This is a genomic window from Embleya sp. NPDC059213, assembly GCF_042754445.1.
Lineage (GTDB): Bacteria > Actinomycetota > Actinomycetes > Streptomycetales > Streptomycetaceae > Embleya.
The window spans coordinates 67,662-92,805 of the sequence record NZ_JBHZAV010000014.1 but is presented as its reverse complement, the minus strand read 5'-3'; the positions used below and the strand labels follow the sequence as shown (position 1 = coordinate 92,805).

The 25,144-nt window shown below is 71.2% G+C and carries 22 protein-coding genes; 12 read left to right on the top strand and 10 right to left on the bottom strand.

The window, feature by feature from the left end:
* Positions 1 to 22: 22 nt before the first annotated feature.
* From larC to ACFXMF_RS08515, 3 genes are all read right to left on the bottom strand, one after another.
* Complete coding sequence (gene larC, locus ACFXMF_RS08525; RefSeq protein WP_379991842.1) at positions 23 to 1,216, bottom strand: nickel pincer cofactor biosynthesis protein LarC; 1,194 nt, start codon at positions 1,214 to 1,216, stop codon at positions 23 to 25.
* A 93-nt stretch (positions 1,217 to 1,309) separates the two neighbouring features.
* Entirely contained in the window at positions 1,310 to 2,125 is an 816-nt protein-coding gene (gene larB / locus ACFXMF_RS08520; RefSeq protein WP_379991843.1) for a nickel pincer cofactor biosynthesis protein LarB, read from the bottom strand.
* A 101-nt stretch (positions 2,126 to 2,226) separates the two neighbouring features.
* Entirely contained in the window at positions 2,227 to 2,667 is a 441-nt protein-coding gene (locus tag ACFXMF_RS08515; protein ID WP_360311191.1) for an ATP-binding protein, read from the bottom strand.
* A gap of 284 nt (positions 2,668 to 2,951) precedes the next feature.
* Here ACFXMF_RS08515 and ACFXMF_RS08510 point away from each other — a divergent pair, with 284 nt between their 5' ends.
* From ACFXMF_RS08510 to ACFXMF_RS08480, 7 genes are all read left to right on the top strand, one after another.
* Positions 2,952 to 3,680, top strand: coding sequence for a hypothetical protein (locus ACFXMF_RS08510; protein WP_360311193.1), 729 nt, complete (start codon positions 2,952 to 2,954; stop codon positions 3,678 to 3,680).
* 128 nt (positions 3,681 to 3,808) lie between these two features.
* Entirely contained in the window at positions 3,809 to 4,561 is a 753-nt protein-coding gene (locus ACFXMF_RS08505) for a YcnI family protein (protein WP_360311195.1), read from the top strand.
* Positions 4,562 to 4,728: 167 nt separating this feature from the next.
* On the top strand, positions 4,729 to 5,448 hold the full coding sequence (locus ACFXMF_RS08500; RefSeq protein WP_360311197.1) for an SCO family protein: 720 nt from the start codon (positions 4,729 to 4,731) through the stop codon (positions 5,446 to 5,448).
* Positions 5,445 to 6,038, top strand: coding sequence for a copper chaperone PCu(A)C (locus tag ACFXMF_RS08495; RefSeq protein WP_360311199.1), 594 nt, complete (start codon positions 5,445 to 5,447; stop codon positions 6,036 to 6,038). The genes ACFXMF_RS08500 and ACFXMF_RS08495 overlap by 4 nt, the downstream gene beginning before the upstream one ends.
* Positions 6,025 to 7,851 (top strand): copper resistance protein CopC, encoded by a 1,827-nt coding sequence (locus tag ACFXMF_RS08490; RefSeq protein WP_360311201.1) that lies wholly within the window; start codon positions 6,025 to 6,027, stop codon positions 7,849 to 7,851. Before ACFXMF_RS08495 ends, ACFXMF_RS08490 begins: the two co-directional genes overlap by 14 nt.
* A gap of 1,145 nt (positions 7,852 to 8,996) precedes the next feature.
* Positions 8,997 to 10,265 (top strand): iron uptake transporter deferrochelatase/peroxidase subunit, encoded by a 1,269-nt coding sequence (efeB, locus tag ACFXMF_RS08485; protein ID WP_379987940.1) that lies wholly within the window; start codon positions 8,997 to 8,999, stop codon positions 10,263 to 10,265.
* A 5-nt stretch (positions 10,266 to 10,270) separates the two neighbouring features.
* Positions 10,271 to 10,696, top strand: a complete 426-nt coding sequence (locus ACFXMF_RS08480; RefSeq protein ID WP_360311203.1) for a hypothetical protein — start codon at positions 10,271 to 10,273, stop codon at positions 10,694 to 10,696.
* Between the two features lie 60 nt (positions 10,697 to 10,756).
* On the opposite strand, the gene ACFXMF_RS08475 is transcribed toward ACFXMF_RS08480, so the two are convergent.
* A complete protein-coding gene (locus tag ACFXMF_RS08475; protein ID WP_379987922.1) occupies positions 10,757 to 11,698 on the bottom strand; it encodes an NADP-dependent oxidoreductase in 942 nt (313 codons plus the stop codon).
* Between the two features lie 67 nt (positions 11,699 to 11,765).
* On the opposite strand from ACFXMF_RS08475, the gene ACFXMF_RS08470 reads away from it, so the two are divergent.
* Positions 11,766 to 12,173 (top strand): winged helix-turn-helix transcriptional regulator, encoded by a 408-nt coding sequence (locus tag ACFXMF_RS08470; RefSeq protein WP_379987923.1) that lies wholly within the window; start codon positions 11,766 to 11,768, stop codon positions 12,171 to 12,173.
* Positions 12,174 to 12,251: 78 nt separating this feature from the next.
* Here ACFXMF_RS08470 and ACFXMF_RS08465 read toward each other — a convergent pair whose 3' ends face one another.
* The gene (locus tag ACFXMF_RS08465; protein WP_360311345.1) at positions 12,252 to 13,070 is read right to left on the bottom strand and encodes an ABC transporter permease; all 819 of its coding nucleotides are present in this window, start codon (positions 13,068 to 13,070) and stop codon (positions 12,252 to 12,254) included.
* 8 nt (positions 13,071 to 13,078) lie between these two features.
* Positions 13,079 to 14,146, bottom strand: coding sequence for an ATP-binding cassette domain-containing protein (locus ACFXMF_RS08460; RefSeq protein WP_379987924.1), 1,068 nt, complete (start codon positions 14,144 to 14,146; stop codon positions 13,079 to 13,081).
* Between the two features lie 150 nt (positions 14,147 to 14,296).
* Here ACFXMF_RS08460 and ACFXMF_RS08455 point away from each other — a divergent pair, with 150 nt between their 5' ends.
* Both ACFXMF_RS08455 and ACFXMF_RS08450 read left to right on the top strand, forming a co-directional pair.
* Entirely contained in the window at positions 14,297 to 15,052 is a 756-nt protein-coding gene (locus tag ACFXMF_RS08455) for a TetR/AcrR family transcriptional regulator (RefSeq protein WP_379987925.1), read from the top strand.
* A gap of 98 nt (positions 15,053 to 15,150) precedes the next feature.
* Positions 15,151 to 17,211, top strand: a complete 2,061-nt coding sequence (locus tag ACFXMF_RS08450) for an FGLLP motif-containing membrane protein (RefSeq protein ID WP_379987926.1) — start codon at positions 15,151 to 15,153, stop codon at positions 17,209 to 17,211.
* A gap of 456 nt (positions 17,212 to 17,667) precedes the next feature.
* Here ACFXMF_RS08450 and ACFXMF_RS08445 read toward each other — a convergent pair whose 3' ends face one another.
* Both ACFXMF_RS08445 and ACFXMF_RS08440 read right to left on the bottom strand, forming a co-directional pair.
* Complete coding sequence (locus ACFXMF_RS08445) at positions 17,668 to 19,299, bottom strand: alpha/beta hydrolase (protein ID WP_379987927.1); 1,632 nt, start codon at positions 19,297 to 19,299, stop codon at positions 17,668 to 17,670.
* Positions 19,293 to 19,622, bottom strand: coding sequence for a hypothetical protein (locus tag ACFXMF_RS08440; protein WP_360311219.1), 330 nt, complete (start codon positions 19,620 to 19,622; stop codon positions 19,293 to 19,295). The genes ACFXMF_RS08445 and ACFXMF_RS08440 overlap by 7 nt, the downstream gene beginning before the upstream one ends.
* Positions 19,623 to 19,944: 322 nt before the next feature.
* Between ACFXMF_RS08440 and ACFXMF_RS08435 the strand changes: the two genes are divergently transcribed.
* Entirely contained in the window at positions 19,945 to 20,778 is an 834-nt protein-coding gene (locus tag ACFXMF_RS08435; RefSeq protein ID WP_379987928.1) for a BRO family protein, read from the top strand.
* An 851-nt stretch (positions 20,779 to 21,629) separates the two neighbouring features.
* Complete coding sequence (pheA, locus tag ACFXMF_RS08430) at positions 21,630 to 22,580, top strand: prephenate dehydratase (protein ID WP_379987929.1); 951 nt, start codon at positions 21,630 to 21,632, stop codon at positions 22,578 to 22,580.
* A 19-nt stretch (positions 22,581 to 22,599) separates the two neighbouring features.
* On the opposite strand, the gene ACFXMF_RS08425 is transcribed toward pheA, so the two are convergent.
* Together ACFXMF_RS08425 and ACFXMF_RS08420 are read right to left on the bottom strand one after the other, a co-directional pair.
* On the bottom strand, positions 22,600 to 24,246 hold the full coding sequence (locus ACFXMF_RS08425) for a diacylglycerol kinase family protein (RefSeq protein ID WP_379987930.1): 1,647 nt from the start codon (positions 24,244 to 24,246) through the stop codon (positions 22,600 to 22,602).
* 30 nt (positions 24,247 to 24,276) lie between these two features.
* On the bottom strand, positions 24,277 to 25,089 hold the full coding sequence (locus ACFXMF_RS08420; RefSeq protein WP_360311227.1) for a phosphatase PAP2 family protein: 813 nt from the start codon (positions 25,087 to 25,089) through the stop codon (positions 24,277 to 24,279).
* Positions 25,090 to 25,144 lie beyond the last annotated feature (55 nt).

The following is a 25,144-nucleotide window of genomic DNA, read 5'->3' as shown; positions in this document are numbered from 1 at the left end:
GCGCCGCGCCCCGCTGCCATGTTCACGGCAGCAGTCCGGCCGCGTACGCCGCCGCGGTCGCCGCGCCCATCACCACCTTCACCGGTCGGCCCAGCGACGCGGCCGCGGCGGCCACGTCCTCGTACTCCGGCTGGGCGTTGACCACCCTGCCGTCGAACATCGCGGTCTTGATCCGCACCGGCAGGCCCTCCACCTGCACCGTGCCGAACTCGCGGGCCAGCGCCCGCTTGGCCACCGGCAGGACCCGCGCCCCTATCGTCGAGGTCTCCACGAACACCGTGTGCAGCGCGGCGTCCACCCGATCCGCCGGGACCAGCACGCACAACGTGTGGGCGGGGCGGCCCTTCTTCATCAGGATCGGCACCAACCACGCGTCGCCCGCGCCGATCGCGAGCAGCTTGCCCAGCACCGCCGGCCACAGGCGCGGGTCGAGGTCGTCCACGTTGGTCTCGATCAGCACGTCCTCGCCGGTCGGTCGCAACCGGTCCGCCTCGTGCCGCTCGCCGAGCACGACCCGCAGGATGTTGGGCACCTCGTCGATCCGCCGGCTGCCCGCGCCGCTGCCGTCCGCGGTGATCCGCAGGGCCGGCATCGGTCCCCAGGTCCGGCACACCGAGGTGAGCAGGGCGGCGCCGGTGGGCGTGCACATCTCGTACGGGGCCGGGCCCGCGTATACCGGGGCGGCGGCCACCCGCATCAATTCGAGCACGGCCGGCACCGGCACCGGCAACACGCCGTGGGCGGCCCGCACGCTGCCGCTGCCCAGCGCGACCGGCGACCCGACCGCCTCGTCGATGCCCAGCGCGTGCAACGCGGTGCAGGTGCCGACCACGTCGGCGATCGCGTCCAGCGCGCCGACCTCGTGGAAGTGCACCTCCTCGGGCGGACATCCGTGCGCGCGGGCCTCGGCGTGCGCCAGACGGCCGAACACGTCGTGCGCCCGGGCGTGCACGGGCTCGACCAGATCGGCCCGGTCCAGCAGGTCGCGGACGTCGTTCCAGGTGCGATGCACGTGGCTGGGCACGGTCTTGACCCGGACGTGCGTCGCGACCAACCCGTGTCTGTCGGTGCGTTCGGCGGTGATCAGAATCGGTTCGACGCCCACCGCGTCGACGGCTTGCTGGACGGCCTCCAGCGGGGCACCGGCGTCGATCAGGGCACCGAGCAGCATGTCGCCGCTCGCACCGGCCTGGCACTGGAACCATGCGATGGCCACGCGGCTACCTCCCGTCGCGGCCACTGTCGCAGCCGACGGGGGGTCCTGCCGGGAAACCGATGAAGCGACCGAAACCGACCGCTTTCTTGCGTTTCACGGTTGCCCGGCTTCGACGCCCGCCTGCCTACGACGTGCCGCGGGTCCGGTCCCCCGGGCGGAGCGCGCCACCCGGGCCGCGAACACGCCGGCCCCGAAGCCGTTGTCGATGTTGCACACCGCGACCCCGGGCGCACACGAGTTGAGCATCGCCAGCAGCGCCGCGAGGCCGCCGAAGGACGCGCCGTAGCCCACGCTCGTGGGCACCGCGAGCACCGGCACCGACACCAGGCCCGCCACCACGCTGGGCAGTGCGCCCTCCATGCCGGCGACCACGATCAGACAGTCCGCCGCGTCGAGTTCGGCGAGCACCGCGAGCAGCCGATGGATGCCGGCCACGCCCACGTCCTCGATCCGCTCCACCTCGGCACCGAACAACCGCGCGGTGAACGCGGCCTCGCCCGCCACCATCGCGTCCGAGGTACCCGCGGAGACCACCCGGACCAGGCCGCGGGTCGGCGGGGGCGGGCCCACCGCGACGCAGGTGCCGCCGTCGTCGGTGTAGGTCTCGCCGGGAAACGCCGCCCGCACCGCGTCGACCACGTCCGCCGAGGCGCGGGTCGCGAACGCGGGTCGCCGACTCGTCTCGCGCAGTCGGCGAAAGAGCGCGACGGTCTGTTCGGGGGTCTTGCCGGCCGCGAAGACCACCTCGGGGTCACCGGTGCGCAGTTCCCGATGGGTGTCCACCCGGGCGAATCCCAGGTCCGCGAAACCCTGTGCGGGCCCGCGCACGAGATCGTCGAGGGCCTCGTCCACGCCCGCCTCGCCGGCGGCCACGCGGTCGAGCAATTCCCGTAACTCGGCCCGGTCCACTTCCCCGATCGTAACCTTCCACCGGAACTTCCCCGTCCGGCACGGCCGTTGGTGGTCCGTGCCGCTTCGTCCGCAGCTCGCCGGGAGCCGCCGCACAGGTGCTACGACACCGGCACCAGCGCGTCCTTGCGCCAGCGCAGCGTCTTCTCGAAGCGCAACACCGCACCCCGCCTGGGATGGTTGCTGAGCTGCACGTGGTCGGTCATCGCCCGGATCAGCATCAGCCCGCGACCGTTCTCCGCGCCCGGGCCGACCGTCAGCGCCGAGCCGCGCAGCCGCTCGGGCGGAAAGCCCGGGCCGCCGTCGATGATCTCCACCCGACAACAGTCGCCGGTGATACCGGCACGAATCTGATATTCCGAATACGGTCCGCCTCGGGCATGTTCCACCACATTCGCGCACGCTTCGGACAACGCGAGGCCGATCTCCATCGCGATCTCTCGGTCCACCCCCGCGGTCTCCATCGCGCCGACCAAAAGCCTGCGCGCCATCGGCACGCTCGCCGCATCCCGTGGCAGGTGGACAGTCCACCTCATGTCCATGAGCGGCCTTTCGACTTCTCTGGGAGTCCGGCTGAATCCGGCGGATCACACACCTGGTTTTATTGCCGCCGCTCGGTCCCGGTATGCGCACATCACTTGATCGGTCGTCAATAGTCCGTGAAGACGATTCGTTCGGGCGTATCCGGGCCACGCCGGTGCGCGTCCGGGGTGGCGTCGGGGCCGCGGCGGGCGCCGGACGGACATTGTCGGCCCGGCGCACGCGATGCCGTCGTGCGATGAGACGATGGGGCGTCATGCAGGCCGTGTCCGTACCTTTCCGCGCTGTGCGCGCCGCCGTGTTCGCGGCGGTCTGCGCCGCGCTCGCGGCATGCGGTCACGCGTGGATGTCGACCGCGCCGCTGCCGCTGTGGGCGCCCGTCGCCGGCTTCGGTGTGGTGTTCGTCTCGGCCTTCGCCGGCGCCGGTCGGCAACGCTCGCTCGGCTCGATCACCGCACTGCTCGCGGTGGGCCAACTCGCACTGCACTCCCTGTTCGCCGCGGCCGCGAGCGCCGCCGTGCCCACCGGCGCGGCCGGGACCGGCGGCTCGGGAACGAGCTTCCTGCTGGACCGACTGTTGTGCGGCCCGCGCGACTCGGCCGGGCACATCCTGATGCCCTCGGGCTGGACGTCCGAACAGATCATCACCGCGGCGCGGGTGGATCCCGCCATGTTCCCGACCCCGGCGTCGGGCGGGCACCACCACATGTCCGGGTCGGGCCCGATGTTGCTCGACGGCGGCGCCGCGATGCTGGGCGCCCACCTGGTGGCGGCCCTGCTCACCGGTTGGTGGCTGCGCCGCGGCGAAGCCGCGCTGTTCGCGCTGCTCGAACTGGCCGCGGCACCGCTGCGGGTGGTGCTCGCGGTCTTGTACGGCCCGGTGGTCCCGGTCGCACAGACGCCGGGCCGGGTCCGGCGGACCGGCGCGGAGCCGCATCCGATCATCCATCGAACGCTGCTTCGGCACGCGGTGACCCGGCGCGGCCCGCCGGCGGAGTACGCGCTCGCCTGCTGATCCCGGGTGACCCCGCTCGAACGGGTGCCGGATCGGCGGTGGCGCACGTCCGCCTTCCTGCCGTCCCCTCCCGGACCGAGGTCGACCACGTGTGTCCTCGGCCGGATCACCCATGGAGCAGACACCCCATGACCATGACCACCACGCGCCGCAGGTTGTCCGTGATCGCCGCCTCGGTCGGCGCCGGCATCCTCGTCTTCGCGGGCTCGGCCTCCGCGCACGTGAGCGTGCAGCCGGGCACCGCCGACCAGGGCTCCTACGCCAAGGTCGCCTTCCGGGTCCCCAACGAGCGCGACGACGCGGGGACCACCAAGCTCGAGATCACCCTGCCCGCCGACAAGCCGCTCACGTCGGTGCAGACCCGGGCGATGCCGGGCTGGAAGGCCGAGGTCGAGAAGACCAAGCTCGCCACGCCGATCGACAACCACGGCAAGCCGCTCACCGAGGTGGTCAGCAAGATCACCTGGACCGCGGAGGCCGGCACCCGGGTGAACCCGGGCACCTTCGAGGACTTCGAGGTGTCCATGGGCAAGCTGCCCACCGACACCGACAAGCTCGTCTTCAAGGCCGTGCAGACCTACGACAGCGGCGAGGTCGTGCGCTGGATCGACCTGGCCGGCGCGGACGGCAAGGAGCCGCAGTACCCGGCCCCGACCCTCAAGCTCACCGCCAAGGCGGGCGCCGCCGGCACGCCGTCCGCCGCCGTCTCGGCCAAGCCCTCGACCGACGCCAAGGCGTCCGTCGCCGCGGTCGCCGAGGACAAGAGCGACGACTCGACCGCCCGCACGCTCGGCGTGGTCGGCATCGTGGTCGGCGTGCTCGGCCTGGGCGCCGGTGTGTTCGCCGTCCTGCGCGCGTCGCGTCGGAGCACCTCCGCCTGATCCTCGTGGTCCCGCTTCGGGCCGAGGTCCTGCCACGGTTCCGGGCGCGAACTTCCCGGCCCGGGTACGGGCACCGATGCCATCGGTGCCCGTACCCGGGCCACCGGGTCCACGCCGACGCCGAACGCGTCGGATGCGGGCCCTCGGCAGCAACGACCTGGAGAACGATGAGCAACGCAACGCAATCCCGCGGCCGGACCCGCCGCACCGGCCTTCGCCTCGCCGCGCTGGTCGCGGCCGGGCTGCTCCTGGCCACGGGGTGTGGCGACTCCGACAAGTCCGCCGACGGCTCGCCGGTGAAGGTGCGCGAGGCGAACTCCAAGTACAAGGGCATCGCGGTCGACCCGCCGTGGAGCAAGCCGGAGCTGACCCTGACCGACACCTCCGGGCAGCCGTACGACTTCCGGGCCAAGACGGCCGGGCGCACCACGCTGTTGTACTTCGGCTACACCCACTGCCCGGACGCGTGCCCCACGGTGATGGGCGACATCGTCCGGGCGCTCGGCAAGCTGCCCGCGCCGGACCGGGCCACCGTGGACGTGGTCTTCGTGACCACCGACCCGGAACGCGACACCCAGGCGGCGCTGCGCGAGTGGCTCGACTCGCTGGACAAGTCCTTCGTCGGCCTGACCGGCCCGTTCGACAAGATCCAGGCCGCCGCCCGCCAGGTCGGCGTCTCCATCGACCCGCCGACCGTCGGCCCCGACGGCAAGGTCGTGAGCACCCACGGCACCCAGGTGATCGCCTTCGCGCCCAACAACGAGGGGCCGGTCATGTACAGCGCGAGCAGCGGACTGCTGCCGGACGGCACCGCGAACGGGAACTCGTCCGACGACTTCGCCCATGACCTGCCGCTGCTGATCCACCCCGAGGACGCCAAGAAGTGAAGCTCTTCCCGCTCCCCCGCAAGGCCGTACCACTCGCCGTCGGCGGCGTACTCGCGCTCGGGATCGGCGGTGTGCTGGTGGCCTGCGCCGATTCCGGATCCGGCGACTCCACCGACCGCAAAGCCGCCGCCCCCGCGAACGCGGGCGCCGCCAAGGGCATCCCGCAACTGCGCATCGTCGACCCGTACATCCCGCAGCCCTCGTCGGCGGACGTCGCGGCGGGCTACCTGGTCGTGCAGAACGACGGCGACACCGCCGACCGGCTGCTCTCGGTGACCAGCCCGCTGTCCGGCGAGGTGATGCTGCACCAGACCAGCGGCAACTCGATGCAGCACATCCCGGGTCTGGACGTCCCCGCACACGGCAAGGGCGTGCTGGCGCGCGGCGGCAACCACATCATGTTCATGAATCCGAACAAGGCCGTGAAGAAGGGCGACACCGTGCCGCTCACGCTGACCTTCCAAACCACCGGGCCGGTCACCGTACAGGTGCCCGTACTCGGGGTGACCGAACGCCCCGGGGACGCGCCGGCCCCGGGTGCCTCGTCGGCCGCCCCCGCCGCGGATCCCGCGGGCCATGCGGGTCACTGACCCGGCCGGCCGCCCGGCCGCCGTCCCCGCAGCGCCCCCGTCCCGGGCCGGAACCGGCGGCGGGGCCGGCCGCCGTGCGCTCGCGTGGCTGCTCGCGCTGCCCCTGTTGCTGGCCGCGCTCGTGCTCGGCGGAGCCGGGGCGGCGTCGGCGCACGCCGTGCTGGAGTCGTCCAATCCGGCGTCCGGTTCGACGTTGTCGACCGCGCCCGCGACGGTCACGCTGAGATTCAGCGAGGGCGTGGAGATCGGCCTCGGCGGGGTCAAGGTGTTCGACCCGACCGGCACCCGGGTCGACAACAACCAGACCAAGCACGGGCCGGACGGCGACACCAGCGTGGTCACCCCGCTGCGCGGCGGCCTGCCCACCGGTACCTACACGGTCGCCTGGCGTGCGGTCTCGGCCGACTCGCACCCGATCTCGGGCGCGTTCACCTTCAACATCGGCCAGGCGTCCGGCGGTGTGCAGGTCTCCGACCTGACCGACCAGGGCTCCACCGCGACCGACGTGCTGGAGCGGGCCTCGACCGGGGTCGCCTACCTGTCCTTCGCGGTGCTCGGCGGCGCGGTGCTGTTCCTGCTGCTCGCCCGGCCCGGCGCGATCGGCCGATTCCGGGTCTGGCTGCTGCTCTTCGGTGCGTGGGGCGGGCTGCTGCTGGCCTCGCTCGCGGTGCTGATGTTGCACGGCCCGAACGCCTCCGGCCTGGGGCTGTCCTCGGCCTTCGACGCGGAGGTGCTGCGCGCGACGCTGGACACCAAGCTGGGCAAGGCGATCGCGGTCCGGGTGTTGCTGCTCGGCGCGGCCGGCGCCCTGCTCGGCTGGCTGATCGCCTCGCTCGCGCACGCGGCCGACCGTACCCGGCACATCCTGGTCGGCGTCTGGGCCGTGTTGTGCACCGCGATCGCGATCACCTGGCCGATCGCCGACCACGCGTCGGTGGGCCGTCAAGTGGAACTGGCGATGGCGGCGGACACGCTGCACCTGTTGGCGATGTCCACCTGGCTGGGCGGGCTCGCGGTCGTGGTCACGCTGATCGTGCGCCCGGGCGAGCCGGCGCCGGAGGCGGGGCTGGACGTGCCGACGGTGCGGATCTTCTCCCGGACCGCGTTCGCCTCGGTGTGCGCGCTGGTGGCGACGGGGTTGTACGCGAGTTGGCGGCAGGTGGGCTCCTTCGCCGCGCTGTTCGACACCACGTTCGGTCTGCTGCTGGTCTTCAAGGTCGACCTGGTGCTGCTGATGCTGGCCGGTGCGTGGGTCTCCCGGCGCTGGCTGATGCGCCGGTTGGCGGCGGGCGGCAAGGGTGTGGCGGGCGGGACCACGGCCAAGTCCTCGGGGGGCGGCCCGAAGTGGGCCGTGTTGCGCAAGGCGGTCGCGATCGAGGCGGCGCTGGCGATCGCGGTGCTGGGGGTCACCACGGTGCTCACCGACACCGAACCCGGCCGCACCGCGCACGAGCGCAAACAGTCCGAGGCGGCGGGCCCGGTCAGTCGCACCGTCCCCTTCGACGCCGGCGGCGCGGCGGGCAAGGGCAAGCTCGACATCACCGTCGACCCGGCCCGGGTGGGTCCCAACGAGCTGCACATCTACCTCTCCGATCCGCTCGGGCGGATCCGTGAGGTGGAGGAACTGACCGTGTCGATGGCGCTGCCAGGCAAGGGCATCGACGGCGCGGACGTGCAGGTGCGCCGGGGCGGTCCCGGACATTGGCTCGGCGATCTGTCGATGCCGATGGCGGGACGCTGGGAGTTGTCCTTCGCGATCCGTACCTCCGATGTCGATCGCATCACCGTGACGGTGCCCGTGGAGGTCGAGTGAGGCAGCTACGCCGCCTCGTGCTGCTGTTGGTCGGGGTCTTGGCCTGCACCTGGCTTGCCCCGGCGGGCAGCGCGTTCGCGCAGGAGTTGTCCGGCCAGGGGCCGAGCAATTTCCACACCGTGATGACCTCGCCGAGCGGGCTCGATCCGGGCCTGACGGTGCGGGTGATCGAGAACGGCGCGCGGATGGAGGTACGCAACACCGGTCCGCGGGACGTGATCGTGCTCGGGTACATGAGCGAGCCGTTCCTGCGGATCGGCCCGGGCGGGGTGTTCGAGAACCGCCAATCGCCCGCCGTGCAACTCAGCAGCGAACGCTGGGGCTCGGTCGACGAGAAGTCGAACCTGCAACCGACCGGCGCCCCGCAGTGGCACCGGATCTCCGCCGAGCCGGTGGCCCGCTGGTACGACCAGCGGGTGCACTGGATCGTGCAACAGCGGCTGCCGCCACGGGTGATGGCCGATCCGGATCGCGCCCAGCGGATCTCCACCTGGACCGTGCCGATGCGGATCGGCGACCGGGAGGTGGCCGCCACCGGCGAACTGCGCTGGGTGCCCGGGCCCAGCCCGTGGCCGGGCATCGTCGGGTCGATCGGGCTCGCGCTGGTGGTGCTCGCGGCGGTGTGGCTGCGGCCGGTCCGTCGGCGGGCCCTGCGCGGCTACGGCGTACTCGCGGGGGTGGTCGCGGCGGCGAGCGTGCTGCACCTGGCGCTGGTCGCGGCGGCCCGGGCGGGCGGCTTCGGGGCCTGGGCGGGCACGTTCCTGGCCGGCAACCTGCTGCAACTGTTGTCCTGCGCGGTGGCGTTCGCGGGTGCGGCGCTGCTGGTCCGGGGGCGGGTCGGCGGTGCGTGGTTGGCCGCGCCGGCGCTCGGCGTGTTGGCGCTGCGGGTGGCCGGCTACGACCTGCCGGTGTTGTGGCGCTCGTCGTCGCCGTTCGTGGGCGGGCTCGTGCTGGACCGGGCGCTGACCGTGCTGGTGCTCGGCGCCGGCCTGGGTGCGGCACTCGCGCTGGTCGTGGTGGTGCGCCGGGGGCCCTCCCCCGCCCTGCCGGGCGGCGTGGCCGTGGTGGACGTGGTGGATGTGATGGACGGTGAGCGGGATGCCGAGTGCGTCCGCGAGCCGCAGGAACCTGCGAAGGACGACGTGATGAGCAGCCCGGAATCCTCCGATCGAGCGAGCAGCGGTTCCGCCGTCTCGCGCCGCCGCTTCGTCGGTGTCGCGGGTGCGGCCGGCGCGGGCGGCCTGGTGGTCGGTGCGGCCGGCGGTGCGGTCGCCCTCGCCGGCGAGTCCGACGGCGAGGCCGGCCCCGCGCTGGCCCGCGTCGGCACGGCCGTCGTGCCGTTTCACGGGAAACATCAGGCCGGCATCACCACCCCGGCCCAGGCCAAGGGTGTCTTCCTGGGCTGGGACCTGGAACCGGGTGCGGACCGGGCGGCGGTCGCCGCGCTGATGCGGCGCTGGTCGGACGCGGCCGCGGAGCTGACCTCGGGCCGACCGGCGGCGGGCGACGGCCAGGTCGCGGCGGACGCCGGGGCCTGCTCGTTGACGGTGACCTTCGGCTTCGGCACGACCCTGTTCGACAAGGTGGGGCTGGCCGCCCGACGGCCCGCCGCGCTCAAGCCGCTGCCGCCGTTCCCGGACGACGCGTTGGACCCGGCTCGCGGCGACGGCGACCTGTTCGTCCAGGTGTGCGCGGACGACGGTCTGGTCGCCTTCGGCGCGGTCCGCGTGTTGCAGAAACTGGCCAAGGGGGTGGCTCGGGTCCGCTGGCAGATGAACGGCTTCTCCCGCTCGCCCGGAGCCACGGACAAGCCGAGGACGCACCGCAACCTGATGGGCCAGATCGACGGCACCAACAATCCGAAGCCGGCCGATCCCAAGTTCGACGAGAAGATCTTCGTCGCCGCCGGGGCCGGTCCCGAACAGGGCTGGGCCACGGACGGCACGTATGTGGTCTTCCGCCGGATCCGGATGTTGCTCGACACCTGGGACGACCTGGACAAGGGCCATCAGGAGCGGGTGATCGGCCGAGCCAAGGACACCGGCGCGCCGCTGACCGGTGGCGGCGAACACAGCGCCGCCGACTTCGGCAAGCGCGGCCCGAACGGCGAACTGGTGATCACCGCGAACGCGCACATGCGGGTGGCGGCACCGGAGTTCAACCGAGGGGCGACGATGTTGCGCCGCGGCTACTCCTATCACGACGGGTTCGGCACGGACGGCGCTCCGGACGCCGGGCTGCTGTTCGTCGCGTGGCAGCACGATCCGGACGACGGCTTCGTGCCGATCCAGCGCAAGTTGGCTCGTGGCGACGCGCTGTCCCCGTTCCTGCGGCACGAGGCGAGCGCGCTGTTCGTGGTCCCGCCGGGGTGCGCCCCGGGCGGGTATGTCGGTCAATCCCTGCTGGAGGGCTGAGGGCGATGCGACGTCGATGGTTGGCGGGGGCGCTCGCCCTGCCGCTGCTGCTCACCGGCTGCGGGAGTTGGGGCGCGGAGGGCGGTCCCGGTTCGTACATGAGCGAGGCCGAGGCGACCGCAGCGGCGTCCGAGGGGGTCGCGGCGCTGGGCGCCGACGGGGTGCAGCGGATCGAGTTGCGGGTGGACGACAAGCTGCGCTTCTCGCCGTCGGTGATCCGCGCCCGGACCGGGCCGTTGGTGATCACGCTGGCGGACACCGGGATCACCCCGCACCAGATGATCCTGCCCGGCGGTGCGCCGGTCGCACCGTCCGAGGGCGGCAAGTCCCAGGACATCAAGCTGAGTTTCGGCCGGCCGGGCTCGTACACGTTCAACTGCATGTACCACGTGGGCACCGGCATGGCGGGCACGATCGAGATCACCGAGTAGCGGCTGCTCGGCTTCGATCGGCCCGCCTCGCGGCGGTGCGGCGGCAGCGACGGATGCCGCTCAGGGGATCAGCACGATCTTGCCGGTGGTGCGGTTCGCCTCGGCCAGTTCGTGTGCCTTGACCACCTCGGCCAACGGGAACGTCTCAAAGACGATCGGGCGCAGGTCGCCGGCGTCCACCGCCGCCGCGATCAGGGCCAGGCGTTCGGGGTTGGGGTCCAGGTCGAAGGTGAGCCCTCGGCGGCCCGCCGCCTCGGCCTTGGCCGCCGTGACGTCGGCGGCGGGCGGGTTGGTGATGTTGAGCAGCAGGCCGCCGGGGCGGAGCGTGGGCAGCGAGCGGTCCTCGTAGTCGCCGCCGATCAGGTCGAGCACCACGTCGACGTCGCGGACCGTTGTGCCGAAGTCGGTGGTCGTGTAGTCCACCACCTCGTCCACCCCCAGCTCGCGCAGCAGTTCGTGCTTGGCCGCGCTCGCCGTGCCGATCACGTACGCGCCCCGGGACTTGGCGACCTGTACCGCCAGGTGTCCGACCCCGCCCGCCGCCGCGTGGATCAGCACCCGTTGGCCGGGCCCCACCTCGGCGCCCTCGACCAGGGCCTGCCACGCGATGGACGCGGACAGCGGCAACGCGGCGGCGTGCACGTGGTCGAGCGAGGTCGGCTTGGGCGCGAAGGACGCCTCCGAGGCCACCACGAACTCCGCGTAGCCACCCGCCGGGTGCGGGAAATCCGGGAGGCCGTACACCTCGTCGCCCACCGCGAGGCGTCGCACCCCGTCGCCCACACCGGCGACGACGCCGGAGACGTCCCAGCCGAGCGTGAACGGCGGCACCAGCCACATCCCGCCGGCCCGGATCTTCACGTCGATCGGGTTGACCCCCGCGGCTCGCACTTCGACCAGTACCTCACCCGGTCCGGGCGTGGGTATCGCGGTCTCGATCAGCCGGAGAACCTCCGGGCCGCCGAGCTTGTCCTGATGCACGGTGATCATCTTCGTCGTCATGTGGGCAAGCATCGGCGTGCGGGTACACAGTTGTGAAGAAGGCACTTTCCTGGTACCTGGGTACCTCATGCATACCCCTCCTGACCTGCGCCCTTTCGGCGGTGCCGATGTCTATCTCAGCGACTGCGCGTCGCGCGCAGTGCTGCACCTGATCGCGAACAAGTGGGTGGCGCTCGTCGTCGGGGCGCTGCATCCGGGGACCCTGCGCTATGCCGAACTGCGCCGCCGATTGGGCGGGATCACCAAGAAGATGCTCACCCAGACGCTGCGCGACCTGGAGCGCAACGGCCTGGTCCGGCGCACGGTCCATCCGACCGTCCCGCCGCAGGTCGAATACTCGCTGACCGCACTCGGCGAGAGCGTCAGCGGCCTGATGCAGGAGATCCGGACCTGGTCGGAAAGCCACATCGAGGAGATCGCCGCGGCGCAACTGGCCTACGAGGAAGGGGCGTCGAGCCGCCCCGCGGCGGTCTGACCGTCGCTGGCGCCGCCGATCAGCGCCGATCCCGCGCTTCGCGTTCCGTAGCAGATCTATGTGTGCCCGAGAGCGGACCTACGTACGCCCGAGCGCCTGGAAGCGCCGCACCGCGAGCGGCAGGAAGATCGCGGTGATCAGCAGCGGCCAGAGCATCGCCATCGACAACGCGTGCTGCTCGATCCAGCCGCCGCCGTGTGGTGCCGGGTTCCCGAACAGGTCGCGGATCGCGTTCGCGGTGGAGGAGACCGGGTTCCACATCGCCACCGTGCCCAGCCACTGCGGCATCATCGACGGCGGCGTGAAGACGCTGGAGACGATGCCGAACGGGAAGGCCACCGCGAACAGGCTGCCCGCCGCCTCCGCGTTGGGCACCAGCAGACCCAGGTAGACCCCGACCCAGGTCAACGCGAAGCGCAACAGCAGCAACAGCCCGAAGGCGGCCAGGGTTTCGGGCAGGGTGCCGTCCGGGCGCCAGCCGACGACGAGCGCGATCGCCGCGAGCACGGCGAGGTCCAGGCTCGCGCCGAGCACATCGGCCACCCCACGACCGGTGACCACCGCCGAGGGTGCCATCGGCATCGAGCGATAGCGGTCCATCACCCCGAGTTGGCGGGTGAACGCGACGATGCTCGCGGTGTTCATGAACCCCTGCGCCATGGTCATCGCGAACATCCCGGGCAGTGCGTAGTCCTGGTAGTCGACCGCCCCGCCCACATCCATCGCACTGCCGAAGACGTACACGAACAGCAGCACGGACACGATCGGGAAGCCCAACTGCCAGGCCAGCGCGCTGGGTTGTCGGGCGATGTGCACCAGCTCGTTGCGCACGACGGTCAGACAGTCCGTGATCGCCCAGTACAACCGGCGCTCGGGCGCCTGAATCGGTCCTGCCATGGTCGCGCTCACGGACGGATCGCCTCCTCGACGGGTGCGGCCTGCGGCCGGTCCGGTGTGGACCCGGTGGACGGCGGGTCCGGCTCGTGGGCGCGCCGGCCGGTCAGTCGGAGGAAGACCTCGTCCAGGGTCGGCCGGCGCACACCGATGTCCTCGATCGCGATCCCCGCGTCCTGGCAGTTCCGGGCCACGTGGGTGAGCGCCGCGACCCGATCGCCGACCGGCGCGGTCACCCGTCGTTCCTCGCGGTCGGTCACCGGCTCGCCGCCGCCGTCGGCCACCCGGGCCACCACCTCGACCAGGCGCGGCAGATCGGCCGTGTCGCGTACGACGATCTCGATGCGATCGCCGCCCAGGTCGCGCTTGAGCCGGTCCGGCGTGTCGTCGGCGATCTTGCGGCCGCGATCGAGCACCGCGATCCGGTCCGCCAACTTGTCGGCCTCGTCCAGGTATTGCGTGGTCAACAACACGGCGGTGCCGCCCGCGAGCAACGAACGCACGGCCTCCCAGACCTCGTTGCGCCCGCGCGGGTCGAGGCCGGTGGTCGGCTCGTCCAGAAAGAGCACGTCCGGCGCGAGAATCATGCTCACCGCCAGGTCGAGCCGCCGACGCATGCCGCCGCTGTACTGCTTGACCCCCCGGTCGGCGGCCTCGACCAGGCCGAAGCTCTCCAGCAGTTCGTCCGCCCGGCGGGCCGCCCGGCGGCGGTCCAGATGGAACAGCCGTCCGAACAGGGTCAGATTGCGCCGACCCGTCACCGCCTCGTCGACCGCCGGGTGCTGGCCGACCAGCCCGATGTGCCGACGCACCCGGCGGGGATCCCCGGTCACGTCGTGGCCGGCGACCATGGCCCGGCCGCCGTCCGGGCGCAGCAGCGTGGACAGGATCCGGACCGCCGTGGTCTTGCCGGCCCCGTTCGGGCCGAGCAGTCCCTGCACGGTGCCGCGCGGCACGGTCAGGTCGAAATCGTCGAGTGCGTGCGTGTCGCCGTAGCGCTTGGTCAGGCCCTGCGCGAGGACCGCGGGGCCCGTTGTCCTGATCGGCCGTTCCGGCTGTGTGCCGAGCGACGTTCCCATCGGTCTCCTTCCCGACCTCCAGTAAACCGAGTACACCGTACCCGATTGCGCGTACGGCGTACTCGGTTTTCGCGGACGGGTTCTGTCGGGACGTCGAGGGGGCGGCGCACCGACCTCGGCGGCCGGTCCGGCTCCTACGATGGGGACACCATGACGAGCACCGACCACACCGGCAGCGGCGACCTCGCCCGCAGCCTCGAACTGCTGTGGGGCGTGGACCGCAAACCCGCCCGCGGCCCCAAGCCGGCGCTGACCCTGGACCGGATCGTCACGGCCGCGATCGCGGTGGCCGACGCCGAGGGGCTGGAGGCGGTCTCGATGCGGCGGGTGGCCGCCGAGATCGGGTCCGGCACGATGTCGCTCTACCGGTACGTCCCGGGCAAGGCCGAGTTGATCGACCTGATGGTCGACAAGGTCAACGCACCCGGCGACTGCGCCGAATTCCCCCCGGGATCGGGCTGGCGCAACGCACTGGAACAGGTCGCGCGCGGCATCTGGCAGATGTACAACCGGCACCCGTGGTTGCTCGGCGTCGATCAGGCCAGGCCGGTCCTGGGCCCCAACTCGCTGCTGGCCCTGGAACTCACGCTGGCCGCGATCGGGGACGCGGCGTTGTCGGACCGGGAGAAGATGACGATCCTGTCGATCATCGACGGCGGCTACGTCAGCGGTATGGCACGCACCCACTTCAACACCGTGCACGCGGAGCAGCGCACCGGCGTCAGCGACGAACAGTTCTGGGCCGCGCAGGCCCCGCTGCTGAACGCGGCGATGACGAGCGGGCGCTATCCGAGACTGGCCGCGCTCGCCGAGGACAGCTTCACCCAGGACGGCGAGGCGGTCTTCGAGTTCGGCCTGCGACTCCTGCTCGACGGCTTGGAGACGTTCATCGACCGCCGATCCTGACGTCCGGTATCCGTCCGATGTCGGATTCGACGGACCGGTCCCCCGAAGCGGAACCGGCCGGCATCATCGTCGGTGCTCGGCTACGGGGAACGGGGATCATGAACTCCAGAATGCTGCGGAAACGGGTCGCGCTCGGGACGGGGATCGGGGCGGTGGTACTGGCGCTGGCGCCGATCGCCCTGGCCGCCCCGGCGACCGGGGCCGCCGGTGCGTCGGTGACCGTGACACCCGGCACGGCGAAGCCCGGGGACGTGGTGGCGATCCGCGGCTCCGGACTGACCGGCTGCGCGCTGAACAAGGTGGACGTATATCTGCTGTCGGCCAACGGTGGCAGTTCCGGGCAGTACCAGGACCTGCTCGCGGCCGACCTGCCCGTGGACACCGCCCACGGCGGCTCGATCGCGTTCCGACACGAGGTTCCGGCCCCGGTCTACAGCTCGAACGCGGCGGGCAGCATCCCCGGGCCGGTGAACCGGATCGCCGTGCGCTGCATCGGCGAGGAGGAGAAGGTCCTCGCGCAGACGCCGATCGAAATCGACACTTTTCGGCCCGAGGAGACCCGCAGGGCACCGGCCGACCTGTCCGCGAAGCGGCTGATCCTGGAGCCGGCCACCGGGGCGCCGGGCACCGAGGTCACCCTGTGGACGGACCTGCACTGCGGCGTCGACAACGCGAGCGACGACGCGCGGGTGACCTGGGGTGGGCGGGACCTGACCAAGCTCAGCGTGCAGTCCACCGGGAATCGGGGCGAGGCGTACCGCTTCAACGTGCCGGACGGGCCGAATCGCGGCCCGCAGCCGGTCACCGTGAGCTGCTTCGCGCAGGGGCCGAGCATGCCCGACAACGGGGTCACCCTGCGTACCGACTTCCGGGTCGCCCAGCCGGAGTTGACCCTGACGCCCACGCAGCCCACCGCCGGGCAACCACTGCGGATCGCGGGCAGCGGATTCGTCGCGTGCGGCCGACCGGTCGACGGGACCGGCACGCTGACGGTGCGTCATGGCACCACCGAGCTGGGTACGGTGCCGGTCGCCGCCGACGGGCGGTTCGCGGGCGAGCTCCGGGTGCCGCGTGAACTGCCGGGCGGAGACGGGACGTTGACAGTCGCCTGCACGGCGGGTGCGGGGTACGACGGCGACTTTTCGGTACGGGTCGCGGTCCTCGGCGCGGCCGCGAGCGCGACGGCGGCGGACCGGTCCGAGGCTGCGATGAACCTGCCGAGCCCGAGCATGTTGTTCGACGAGCCCCGGCCGGTGCTGCTGGCCGGCGCGACGGCGGTGGTGGCCCTGCCCGTGCTGGGCTTCTCGGCCGAACTGTTCAACAAGACCTGGGAACGCAACCACCTGCGGATCCGACGCCGGCTGCGCCCGGGCGCGGCGCGGCCTCGATCGCAGCCGCGAGTACCCGAGTTGCAGGTGCTCGCCTTCATCCTGCTCTCGGCCGCGTTCTGCGTCGCGGTCGAACCGGGCACGGGCTGGAACGCGGGCACCGCCGCACTCGCGCTGGCCCTGGTGGCGGCGGTACCCCTGGGCGTACTGGCGTACGAGGGCTCGGCGGAGGCGTACCGACGCCGCGTCTCGCGCATCCGGGCGCTGCCTCGGCTGTTGCCGGGGGCGCTGGGCGTCGCCCTGGTCCTGGCCGCGGCCTCGCGCCTGCTGCATCTGACGCCCGGCTACGTATACGGCCTGTTCCTGGCCTTCACCTCGGCGGGCCTGCGGCGGATGTCACCGGCCGACGAGGGCCGGGCAGTCGCGCTGGGCTCGTGGTCCCTGGCGGGCCTCGCGGTGGTCGCGTGGGTGTGGCGCATCCCGGTCACCCACGTCCTGAACGAATCGGACGGCGCGCCCTTCGGCTGGGTCTTCGCCGAGGACCTGCTCACCCAGTGCTTCGTGGCCGCAGTGGTCGGCCTGGTCTTCGGCCTGCTCCCGATGCGATTCATGGACGGCCACGCCCTGTGGCAATGGAACCGCTGGGCCTGGGCCGCCATCTACGCCTTGGCCATGTTCCTGTTCGTCCTCGCCCTCCTCGACCCCACGGGCGCCGCCGACGGCATCACCAAGGACATGTGGCTCCGCTCCACCATCCTCTTCACCACCGCCGCACTCACCTCCGTGACCTTCTGGGCAATATTCCGCCTCCGGCCACCTAGGACAACCTGACACAAGGCGAGGAAACCCGAACGAGGACACGATTTTTGTCCTCCACGCCTTTGACCCAAACTCCGTACCCATCACGGGGGTTGGTCGCACTAACGACAGCACTCGGCACTGTCGGTGGGCGCTCATACCTGCCAATAGTCCACCCCTCATTAAGCAAGTAGTCATAGATTCCGCGAACTGCCGTTTCGACCTGGCGGGCCGGCACATTGTCAGCCTGCCAGAAGTGCTCCACTCCATAGCCGTGGTAGCCGTCCCGCGCCGGACAAAGAAGTGGGATTCGCTCCTCATTTTTCCCAGTTATGAAATCCACCTTCAACGCATCAAAGATTCGACCCGAGTACTGATCGGTTCGCATATCAACTTCTGCCCGGCTCATCTTCGGGCCATTATCAGCCTGCTGATGGCCACAAGCAGAAGATAGTGACATTACGAACAGCACTCCCCCCAGAAAGATCCTCACGGTCGCCTCCCCCAAAGAAGACTTGTCTCGTCGTAGCGACCAACGACCACAGCAGCCTGGTTATCCAAACTGTCGGGACTCTCTAGGTTCCAGTACTCACTATGACCCTGTGCACCTTTTGTGCTCATTCGATTTGCGCCGAAACCTTCATCATCAGGCGTCCTCCGCGCAGGCCGACCGCTGCCCTCCACCACTGGCGCATGAGCACCGGACCCCAAGGTTGGAACTGGGTCATCACTGGCAGCAAGCACCCAGACGTGACTCGGGTTCATGTTGAGATCCTTGGCCTGGGCAACATGCATTCCAGGGCTTCCGGCAACAATCATGTCTTGGGCGTATACACTCTCGCCATTTCTCGCTGCATCCGCGATGACTACGGAGCCATAGCTATGGCCAATAAGCGTAATATGCCTCTTGGAATCAATTCCTTGGGAAATGCCGACCCCTCGCAGGAATTTCCTGAGAACAGGCGCCGCATTTTCCGCATCAGATGAACCCATCGCATGAAGCAACGTATCTGGGGCGTCATACGAAAGCCATGCAATAGCACTCACATCCTCGCGCTCGGCATAGCCACGCGCAGCGGTTACGAGGCGTCGCATCCTGTGAACGTGATCGCCGATGTTGGCCAATTCCGACCCCGTCCCCGGGACGTAAACCGCCGTGTGGGCCGCCGTGTCCGGGTTGCCGATGGCGACGATCGCGCGGCCGTCGCCTTTGGCGCTGAAGCCCATCAAGTACAGGTCGCCGCCGGAGCGAAGTGTCGCCTCCAGGCCCTCGATCGCCGCCAAGCGCTCCTTGAGCGCCGTGACGCGGAATCGCCACTTCGCATCGTCCGTGCGCCCCGCCGCATCCCGCTTCGCCCGCGCGGCGGCCAATTCCGCAACCAGCGCGACCTTCGTCTCGGCCAACGCGACCCGATTGGCCCGGTCGCGAACCTCCGTCGGCAACCCGTCCATCGCCCCCAACACCGCCGGATAGCCGGCCAGATACATCGCCCGCTCGGACGGATTCAGCCCCGCCCACCACTTGGCCGCCGCGACGGGATCACCCTTCGGAATGGTGGCGAGGTCCAGGCCCGCCAACGCCGTCACGCACGCGCCGTCCGCAGCCGTATCCGCCCAGTCGGCCGTCCCGGTCGGATGCAACCGGCCCAGCGCCTGCGCACACTGCGCGTCCACCTCGGTCGCGGCCCGAATCGACGTGGCCAACCGTCGCTCCAACTCGTGTCGTCGCGAGTTCATCGCCCCGTCCGCACGCCGTGTCGGATCGGCCGGCTCCACCCGCCCGTCCTCGAACACGGTGAACCCCGAAGCAGCGGCCTCCGCCAGCCCCGCCCACAACTCCTGCTGCGCGACGCGGAGTCGGTCGGCCGCCGTGTCCAGGACGGTCAGCACACAGCGGGCCTCCTGCGCCGCCACCATGACCTGCTCACCCCGCGCGGCCACCCCCCGCTCCGCCGCATCCGCATCCGCGCCCTCCCAGCGCGAGGCCCGCAACGGCCCATCGACACCCGTCGTCGCCCGCCCGACCAACCCGTCCAACGCGGACGCCAGTTCGGTCCACTCGGCCACCGCCCGATCAAGCCCGCCCAAAGCGGCGTCGCGCAGTTGCGTCAGCGTCACCATCGGCGCCGCGCCTCCGCGAACGCACCCGCCGCCGCCTGATCGGTGCGATCGTGCGCGTCGGCGTTCGCCGTCAGCACCTCACCCAGCCCGCCGTACCCATCCGCGAGCGCCCGCAGGTGATCCGCCCACGCCGCCGTCAACGCGCCGGCCGCCGCCGCAACCGCGAACCCGGGACACCCGACGACCGCCACCCCCGGCTTGCCGGCCGCCTGCCGCAACGCCCCGGCCACCTCACGAGCCGCCGCCGCCCCCTGCCGCAGCGCCCCCGTCTCGACCCGAACCCGCGCCGAGCCGCCCCCACCGACACTGCCCCCACCAGCCAAGATCCCTCCCAGCGACCGCTCGATTACCTACTGCAACCAAACGATACCCATCGAAATCAACCGCCCGACCACCGAATTCCGCGAATCCCCCAAGAGCGAACAGATTCACCAACCAACGCGTAACCAGATCGCAAGCCGACTCGTTCATACGTATGGGCGAACGAAGTGAGCCGTTCGGGGGACGCGGGGGGTGCCGCAACAAAAGCCGACGGCGCACCAAGCACGATCCCGCTCGCCCGAAAACCGCAGGTCAGACGGGTTCCGCGTCAAAAGGACATAGAACTAATCAGAATAATTCACAACAAACGAGCCAGGAGTCGAAGTGAGCCACCCGAACATCGTCGAGATCTTCACCTACGGAACCCACGGAGGGGAAAGCCAAGTGCGCGTCGTCATGATCGACGACGACCCGTGGTTCTGTGCCCGCGACGTGTGCGCAGTGCTGGAGCACACCAACTCACGGATGGCGGTGACCAACCTCGATCACGACGAGAAGACCAGCATCCGTGTTGAGAAAACCGCAGGTCAGAGGTCTTCCGTAAGCAATCCTTACGGAACCTCCGACCCGGGCGGCAACCCGAACATGACCTTCATCAGCGAGGCCGGTCTCTACTCACTGATCCTGCGAAGCAACAAGGCAACGGCCAAGCCCTTCCGACGCTGGGTCACCCACGACGTCCTCCCCACCATCCGTCGCACCGGCTGCTACATCCCCGCCACCAGCGAAAACATGGATGACCTGCTCTCCCGCGCGATCGGCTCGATCACCGATCTCGCCGCCCGTACTGGGGACCTGACCAAAGCTGTGGAGATCAACACGATGGCCGTGTCCCGCCTCACCGCCGGGTTCGAGTCGGCGACCCAGTTGTCCACAGCTACTGCTCACACGACCCCTCCCACCTCGGAAACCCACAACCCGGCCCAAGTTCTCCACAGCGATTTCCACAGGGTTATCCACAGGCCCGTCCCCCTCCCCACACCCGGTGATCGACGTCGCCTCACCCCCGAGGTCGTCGCCGAGTGTCGGCGCTTGGCGCGGGACGGGGTGTCGGTCTATCGGCTCGCCCGCCGGCACGGCGTGAGTGACTCGACCATGCGCTCGGCGGTGCGCGGCCAGACCTACCGCTACGTGCCCGAGCCCCCCGTGGGCCCCTGACCCGACTCCGTCCGCGCCGGCCCCCGCCCCGCGCGACCGCCTCAATGGTCCAGACCACCGCCACCACCCGCGCCGAAGCAGCCCCCGCGCCCCGATCACCTCCACCGCCCACGCCGGCAGTGCCATCGCCCAGCCGAGCGGCCGGCCCACGCAAGCCCCGGCAGGGTCACCGACCCGCCGTCCCGCCCCGGCCCGAAGCCCGGACCGGAACCCCGACCCAGCCTCCCGGCGACTCCCCCCTCGCCGCGTCGCAACCGGTGAAACCCCAGGTCAGAGCCGATTCACGCACACCGTGACGGCATGTCGAATCCCCGGGCGCCCGCCACCCTCACCGGCCCCGTCACGGTCCCCGTGCCCCCGCTCGCGCCGCCCGCGATCGGAATCGGCCCAACGCCCCGACCGGCGGCGGACCGAACACCCAGCGCAAGCCGGGTGCGGCCCCCTCGCCGTCACGATCGGCACCACTCCTCGAAACAACCATCGGTTCGCCGCCACCCACCCGGCCACCGACAGGGACCCCGACGGTGCGCGTCCCCACCCCGCACCGACCCACGAAGCCGACCCGCCCCAGCACGCGTGTGACGACGAACAGCCCCGCCGACAACCGCCCCGTCGCCCGAACCCCGAACCCCACCAGCACCCGGTCGAAGCCCCGTCGCGCCACCCCCACCACCACCGGCCCGGCGACCGGGAGCAGCCCGGCGACGCCCCCGGGCCCGCAGTCCCCGACAACCAGCCTCGCCGCGTTTTCCACAGGCTCACCCGCACCCTCGCGGCGGCACCACACACCGCGACCGTCCACACCACGGAACACGACCGGAGCACGCCGGCCGGCTCAGTACAGTGACGACATGTCCGACGCCCGCACGCCCGCCGCCGCGCCCCGCTGGACCTACCTCGGCCCTGCGGGCACCTTTACCGAGGCCGCCCTGCGCATGCTGCCGGGCGCGGAGCACGCCGAGGTCACCCCGATGGAGTCGGTGCCCGCCGCCCTGGACGCGGTCCGCCGCGGCGACGCCGACGGTGCGGTGGTCGCGCTGGAGAACTCGGTCGAGGGTGCCGTGTCCATCACGCTGGACGAACTGGCCACCGGCGCCCCGCTGGTGATCACCGCCGAGATCCTGCTGCCGATCGCCTTCGCGCTGCTGGTCCGTCCCGGGGTGACCCTGGCCGACATCAAGACCCTTTCCAGCCACTCGCACGCCCAGCCGCAGGTGCGCAACTGGCTCTCGGCCAACCTGCCCGACGCGCACTGGTACTCGTCCGCGTCCAACGCCGACGCCGCCCGCCTGGTCCAGGAGGGTCGCTACGACGCGGCCCTGGCCGGCGAGTTCGCCGCCGGGCCCTACGGCCTGGTGCCGCTGATCACCGACATCCACGACGTCGAGGGCGCGGTCACCCGGTTCGTCCTGGTCGAGCGCCCGGACCGGCCCACCGTGCCCACCGGCGCCGACCGCACCACCGTGGTCGCGTACATCGTGGACGACCACCCGGGCGCGCTCCTGGAGATCCTCCAGGAGTTCGCCGTCCGCGGGGTCAACCTGACCCGGATCGAGTCACGGCCGACCGGGGACGGGCTCGGGCACTACTTCTTCTCGATGGACGCCGAGGGCCACGTCGCCGACGCCCGGGTCGGCGAGGCGCTGATGGGGCTGCGGCGGGTGTGCGCGGCGGTGCGCTTCCTCGGGTCCTACCCGCGCGCCGACCGGGTGCGTCCGCAACTGCGCCGGGGCACCTCGGACGCCGAGTTCGCCAACGCGAGCGAATGGCTGGCCCGCGCCCGCGGCGGTGGCGGGATCTGAATCGGTACGGCGCCGCCCCTCAGGGCACCCGCACCGTGAGCGAGCCGGGCCGGATCCGCACCGCGAGCCGGGTGCCGGGCCCGATCGCATCGCCGTCCAGCTCGCGCGGCTCCGGCCGATCGGTCTCGATCAGCACCCGTCGGCCGGTGAAGTGCTCGATCGGGCGCAGCCGTTGCTGCTTGACCGGCACCACGGCCGGCTCCTGGGAGCGGCGCCGGCCTATCACCCGGACCGTGGCGTGTGCCCAACCGGTCATCCCGTAAGGCGCGAACACCACCACGTCCAACAGCCCGTCGTCCGGCGCCGCTCCCGGCAACAACTGCATGCCGGCCTGGAGCGCGCCCACGTTGCCGACCAGCACCATCCGGGCCCGTCGCCGGATCGGCTCACCGTCGTCCACGGTCAGCGTCACCCGCATCCGCCGATCGCGCAGGTGCCGGGCACCGGAGACCACGTAGGCGGGCCAGCCGACCTTCTTCTTGAGCGCGTCCGGCGCGTCCGCGACCATCGCCGCGTCCAGCCCGATGCCGGCCATCGCGGTGAAGCAGCGCGGCTCGGTGCCCGCCGTGACGGCGAGTTCGTCGTCCGGGTCCACCGTGCCCAGGTCGATCCGCCGATCCCGCCCGTGCATCGCCACATGCAACGCGTCGGCGATGTCGATCGGCAGGCCCAGGTTGCGCGCGAGCAGGTTGCCGGTGCCCGCCGGGATCACCGCGAGCGGGGTGTCCGTACCGGCCAGCGCACCGGCGCACTCGCGGATCGTGCCGTCGCCGCCCGCCGCGATGACCAGGTCGACCCCCTCGGCCAACGCCTTCGCGGTCACCCCGGCGCCCGGATCGAGCACCGTCGTCTCCAGCCACAGCGGTTCGGCCCACCCGGCGTCGTACATGATCCGGTCGATCCGGGTGCGCGACTCGGCCACGTCGAGCTTGATCGGATTGACCACCAGCGCCGCCCGCGGCAGCCCGCCGTCGGCCCCCTGCGGGGCCTCGCGTCGCCGGGACCGATAGCCCCAGACCGACTTCGGGGACAGCAGGGCGCGGTTCATCACCACCAGCACGACGCTCGCGTACACCATCGACAGCAGCACGTCGCTGGGGTGGTGCATGCCGCGGTACATCCGGCTCCCGGCCACCGCGAGCGGTATCGCGCCGAGCAACACCCAGACCAGGACCGCCGGCCGGCGCCCGCGCAGCCGACCGGTGAGCAGCACCGCCAGCCCGCCGTACAGCGCGAACGCCGCGCCGGTGTGCCCGGACGGGAAGCTCGACGTCGCGGCGGCCGCGTCCAGGCGCGGGACGTCCGGGCGATCGCGCGCGACGAAGAGCTGGACGAGGAAGAACACCAGCGCCTGCCCGGCCACCGAACAGGCCAGGAACATCGGACCGCGCCAGGAGTGGCCGACGATGCGGGCCACCACGACCGCGAGCAGCGTGGTGGCGATGATCACACGGGTGTCGGCCAGTGTGGAGAACAACCGCGTGACGTCGTTCCAGCCGCCCGAACGATGCTCGGCGAAGGTGCGATCGAGGTCGTCCTCGACGGTGAACGGCCAGACGCCGTCGAGGGTCTTGGTGATCAGCAGACCGAGGCCGACCATGACGAACGTCAATATCGCGAGGGGCAGGACGATACGGCGCAGGAACCGTCCTGCTTCGGTGAGCATGACCGACATTCTTACCCGGCCGTGCTTCCTTCAGTTCCGCCGATCCGAGGAGTGCCCGTCGGTTCCGGGTCGAATGTGTGAAATCTCCGGATCGAGGTCGTGCCCCTCGATCTCCGGTTCCAGGCCCTCCTCGGTCGCGTCCACGTCCCGTAGACCGGCGTCGCGGCGCCACCATTCGAAGACCGCGGAGGTCGCGGCGAGCACGATCAGGCCGAGCACCCAGCCACCGACCACGTCCGTGACGTAGTGCACGCCGAGCGCGACCCGGGTGAAGCCGACGCCGATCGCCGAGCCGATCGCGACCACCCAGGCGATCGGCCGATACACCCGAGGTATCAGCGGCAACAGCGCCAGCAGCAGCACCCCCGGGCCGACCACACCCATCAGCGCGTGCCCGGACGGGAAGGACCAGCCGCCTGCGTGGTCGACCGGGTTGGGCAGATTCGGCCGGGCCCGGGTGAAGACGAGCTTGAGCCCCGCACCGAGCAGGCCGCCGATCACCATGGTGGCCACCGCCCACACCACCAGTCGGCGGGCGCCGCGCCACCAGAGCCAGACGCACATGACGGCGACCAGCAGCCGGTACATGTTCGGATCCCAGACCCAGTCGCTGAGGATCCGCAGCGCGTGTTGCCAGTCGGGATGTTCGCGGACCCAGTCGTTGAGGCCGGTCGCGACGTCCTTGTCCAGGTCGAGCAACGGCGACCACTTGGTCTCCACCAGCAGCGCGAGCAGCCCGAACGGCACGGCGCCCACCAGCAGCGCGAGGGCGACCAGGGTCAGCCTGAGGCCGAATCGCCGGTCCGGGTCGAGGCGCTTCCTGGTCCAGGTGGGAGTGCTCATCTCTCATTCTTAGCCCGGATTCGGGCCGGCACGTGTGTTTGCGGGTGGTCGGCTT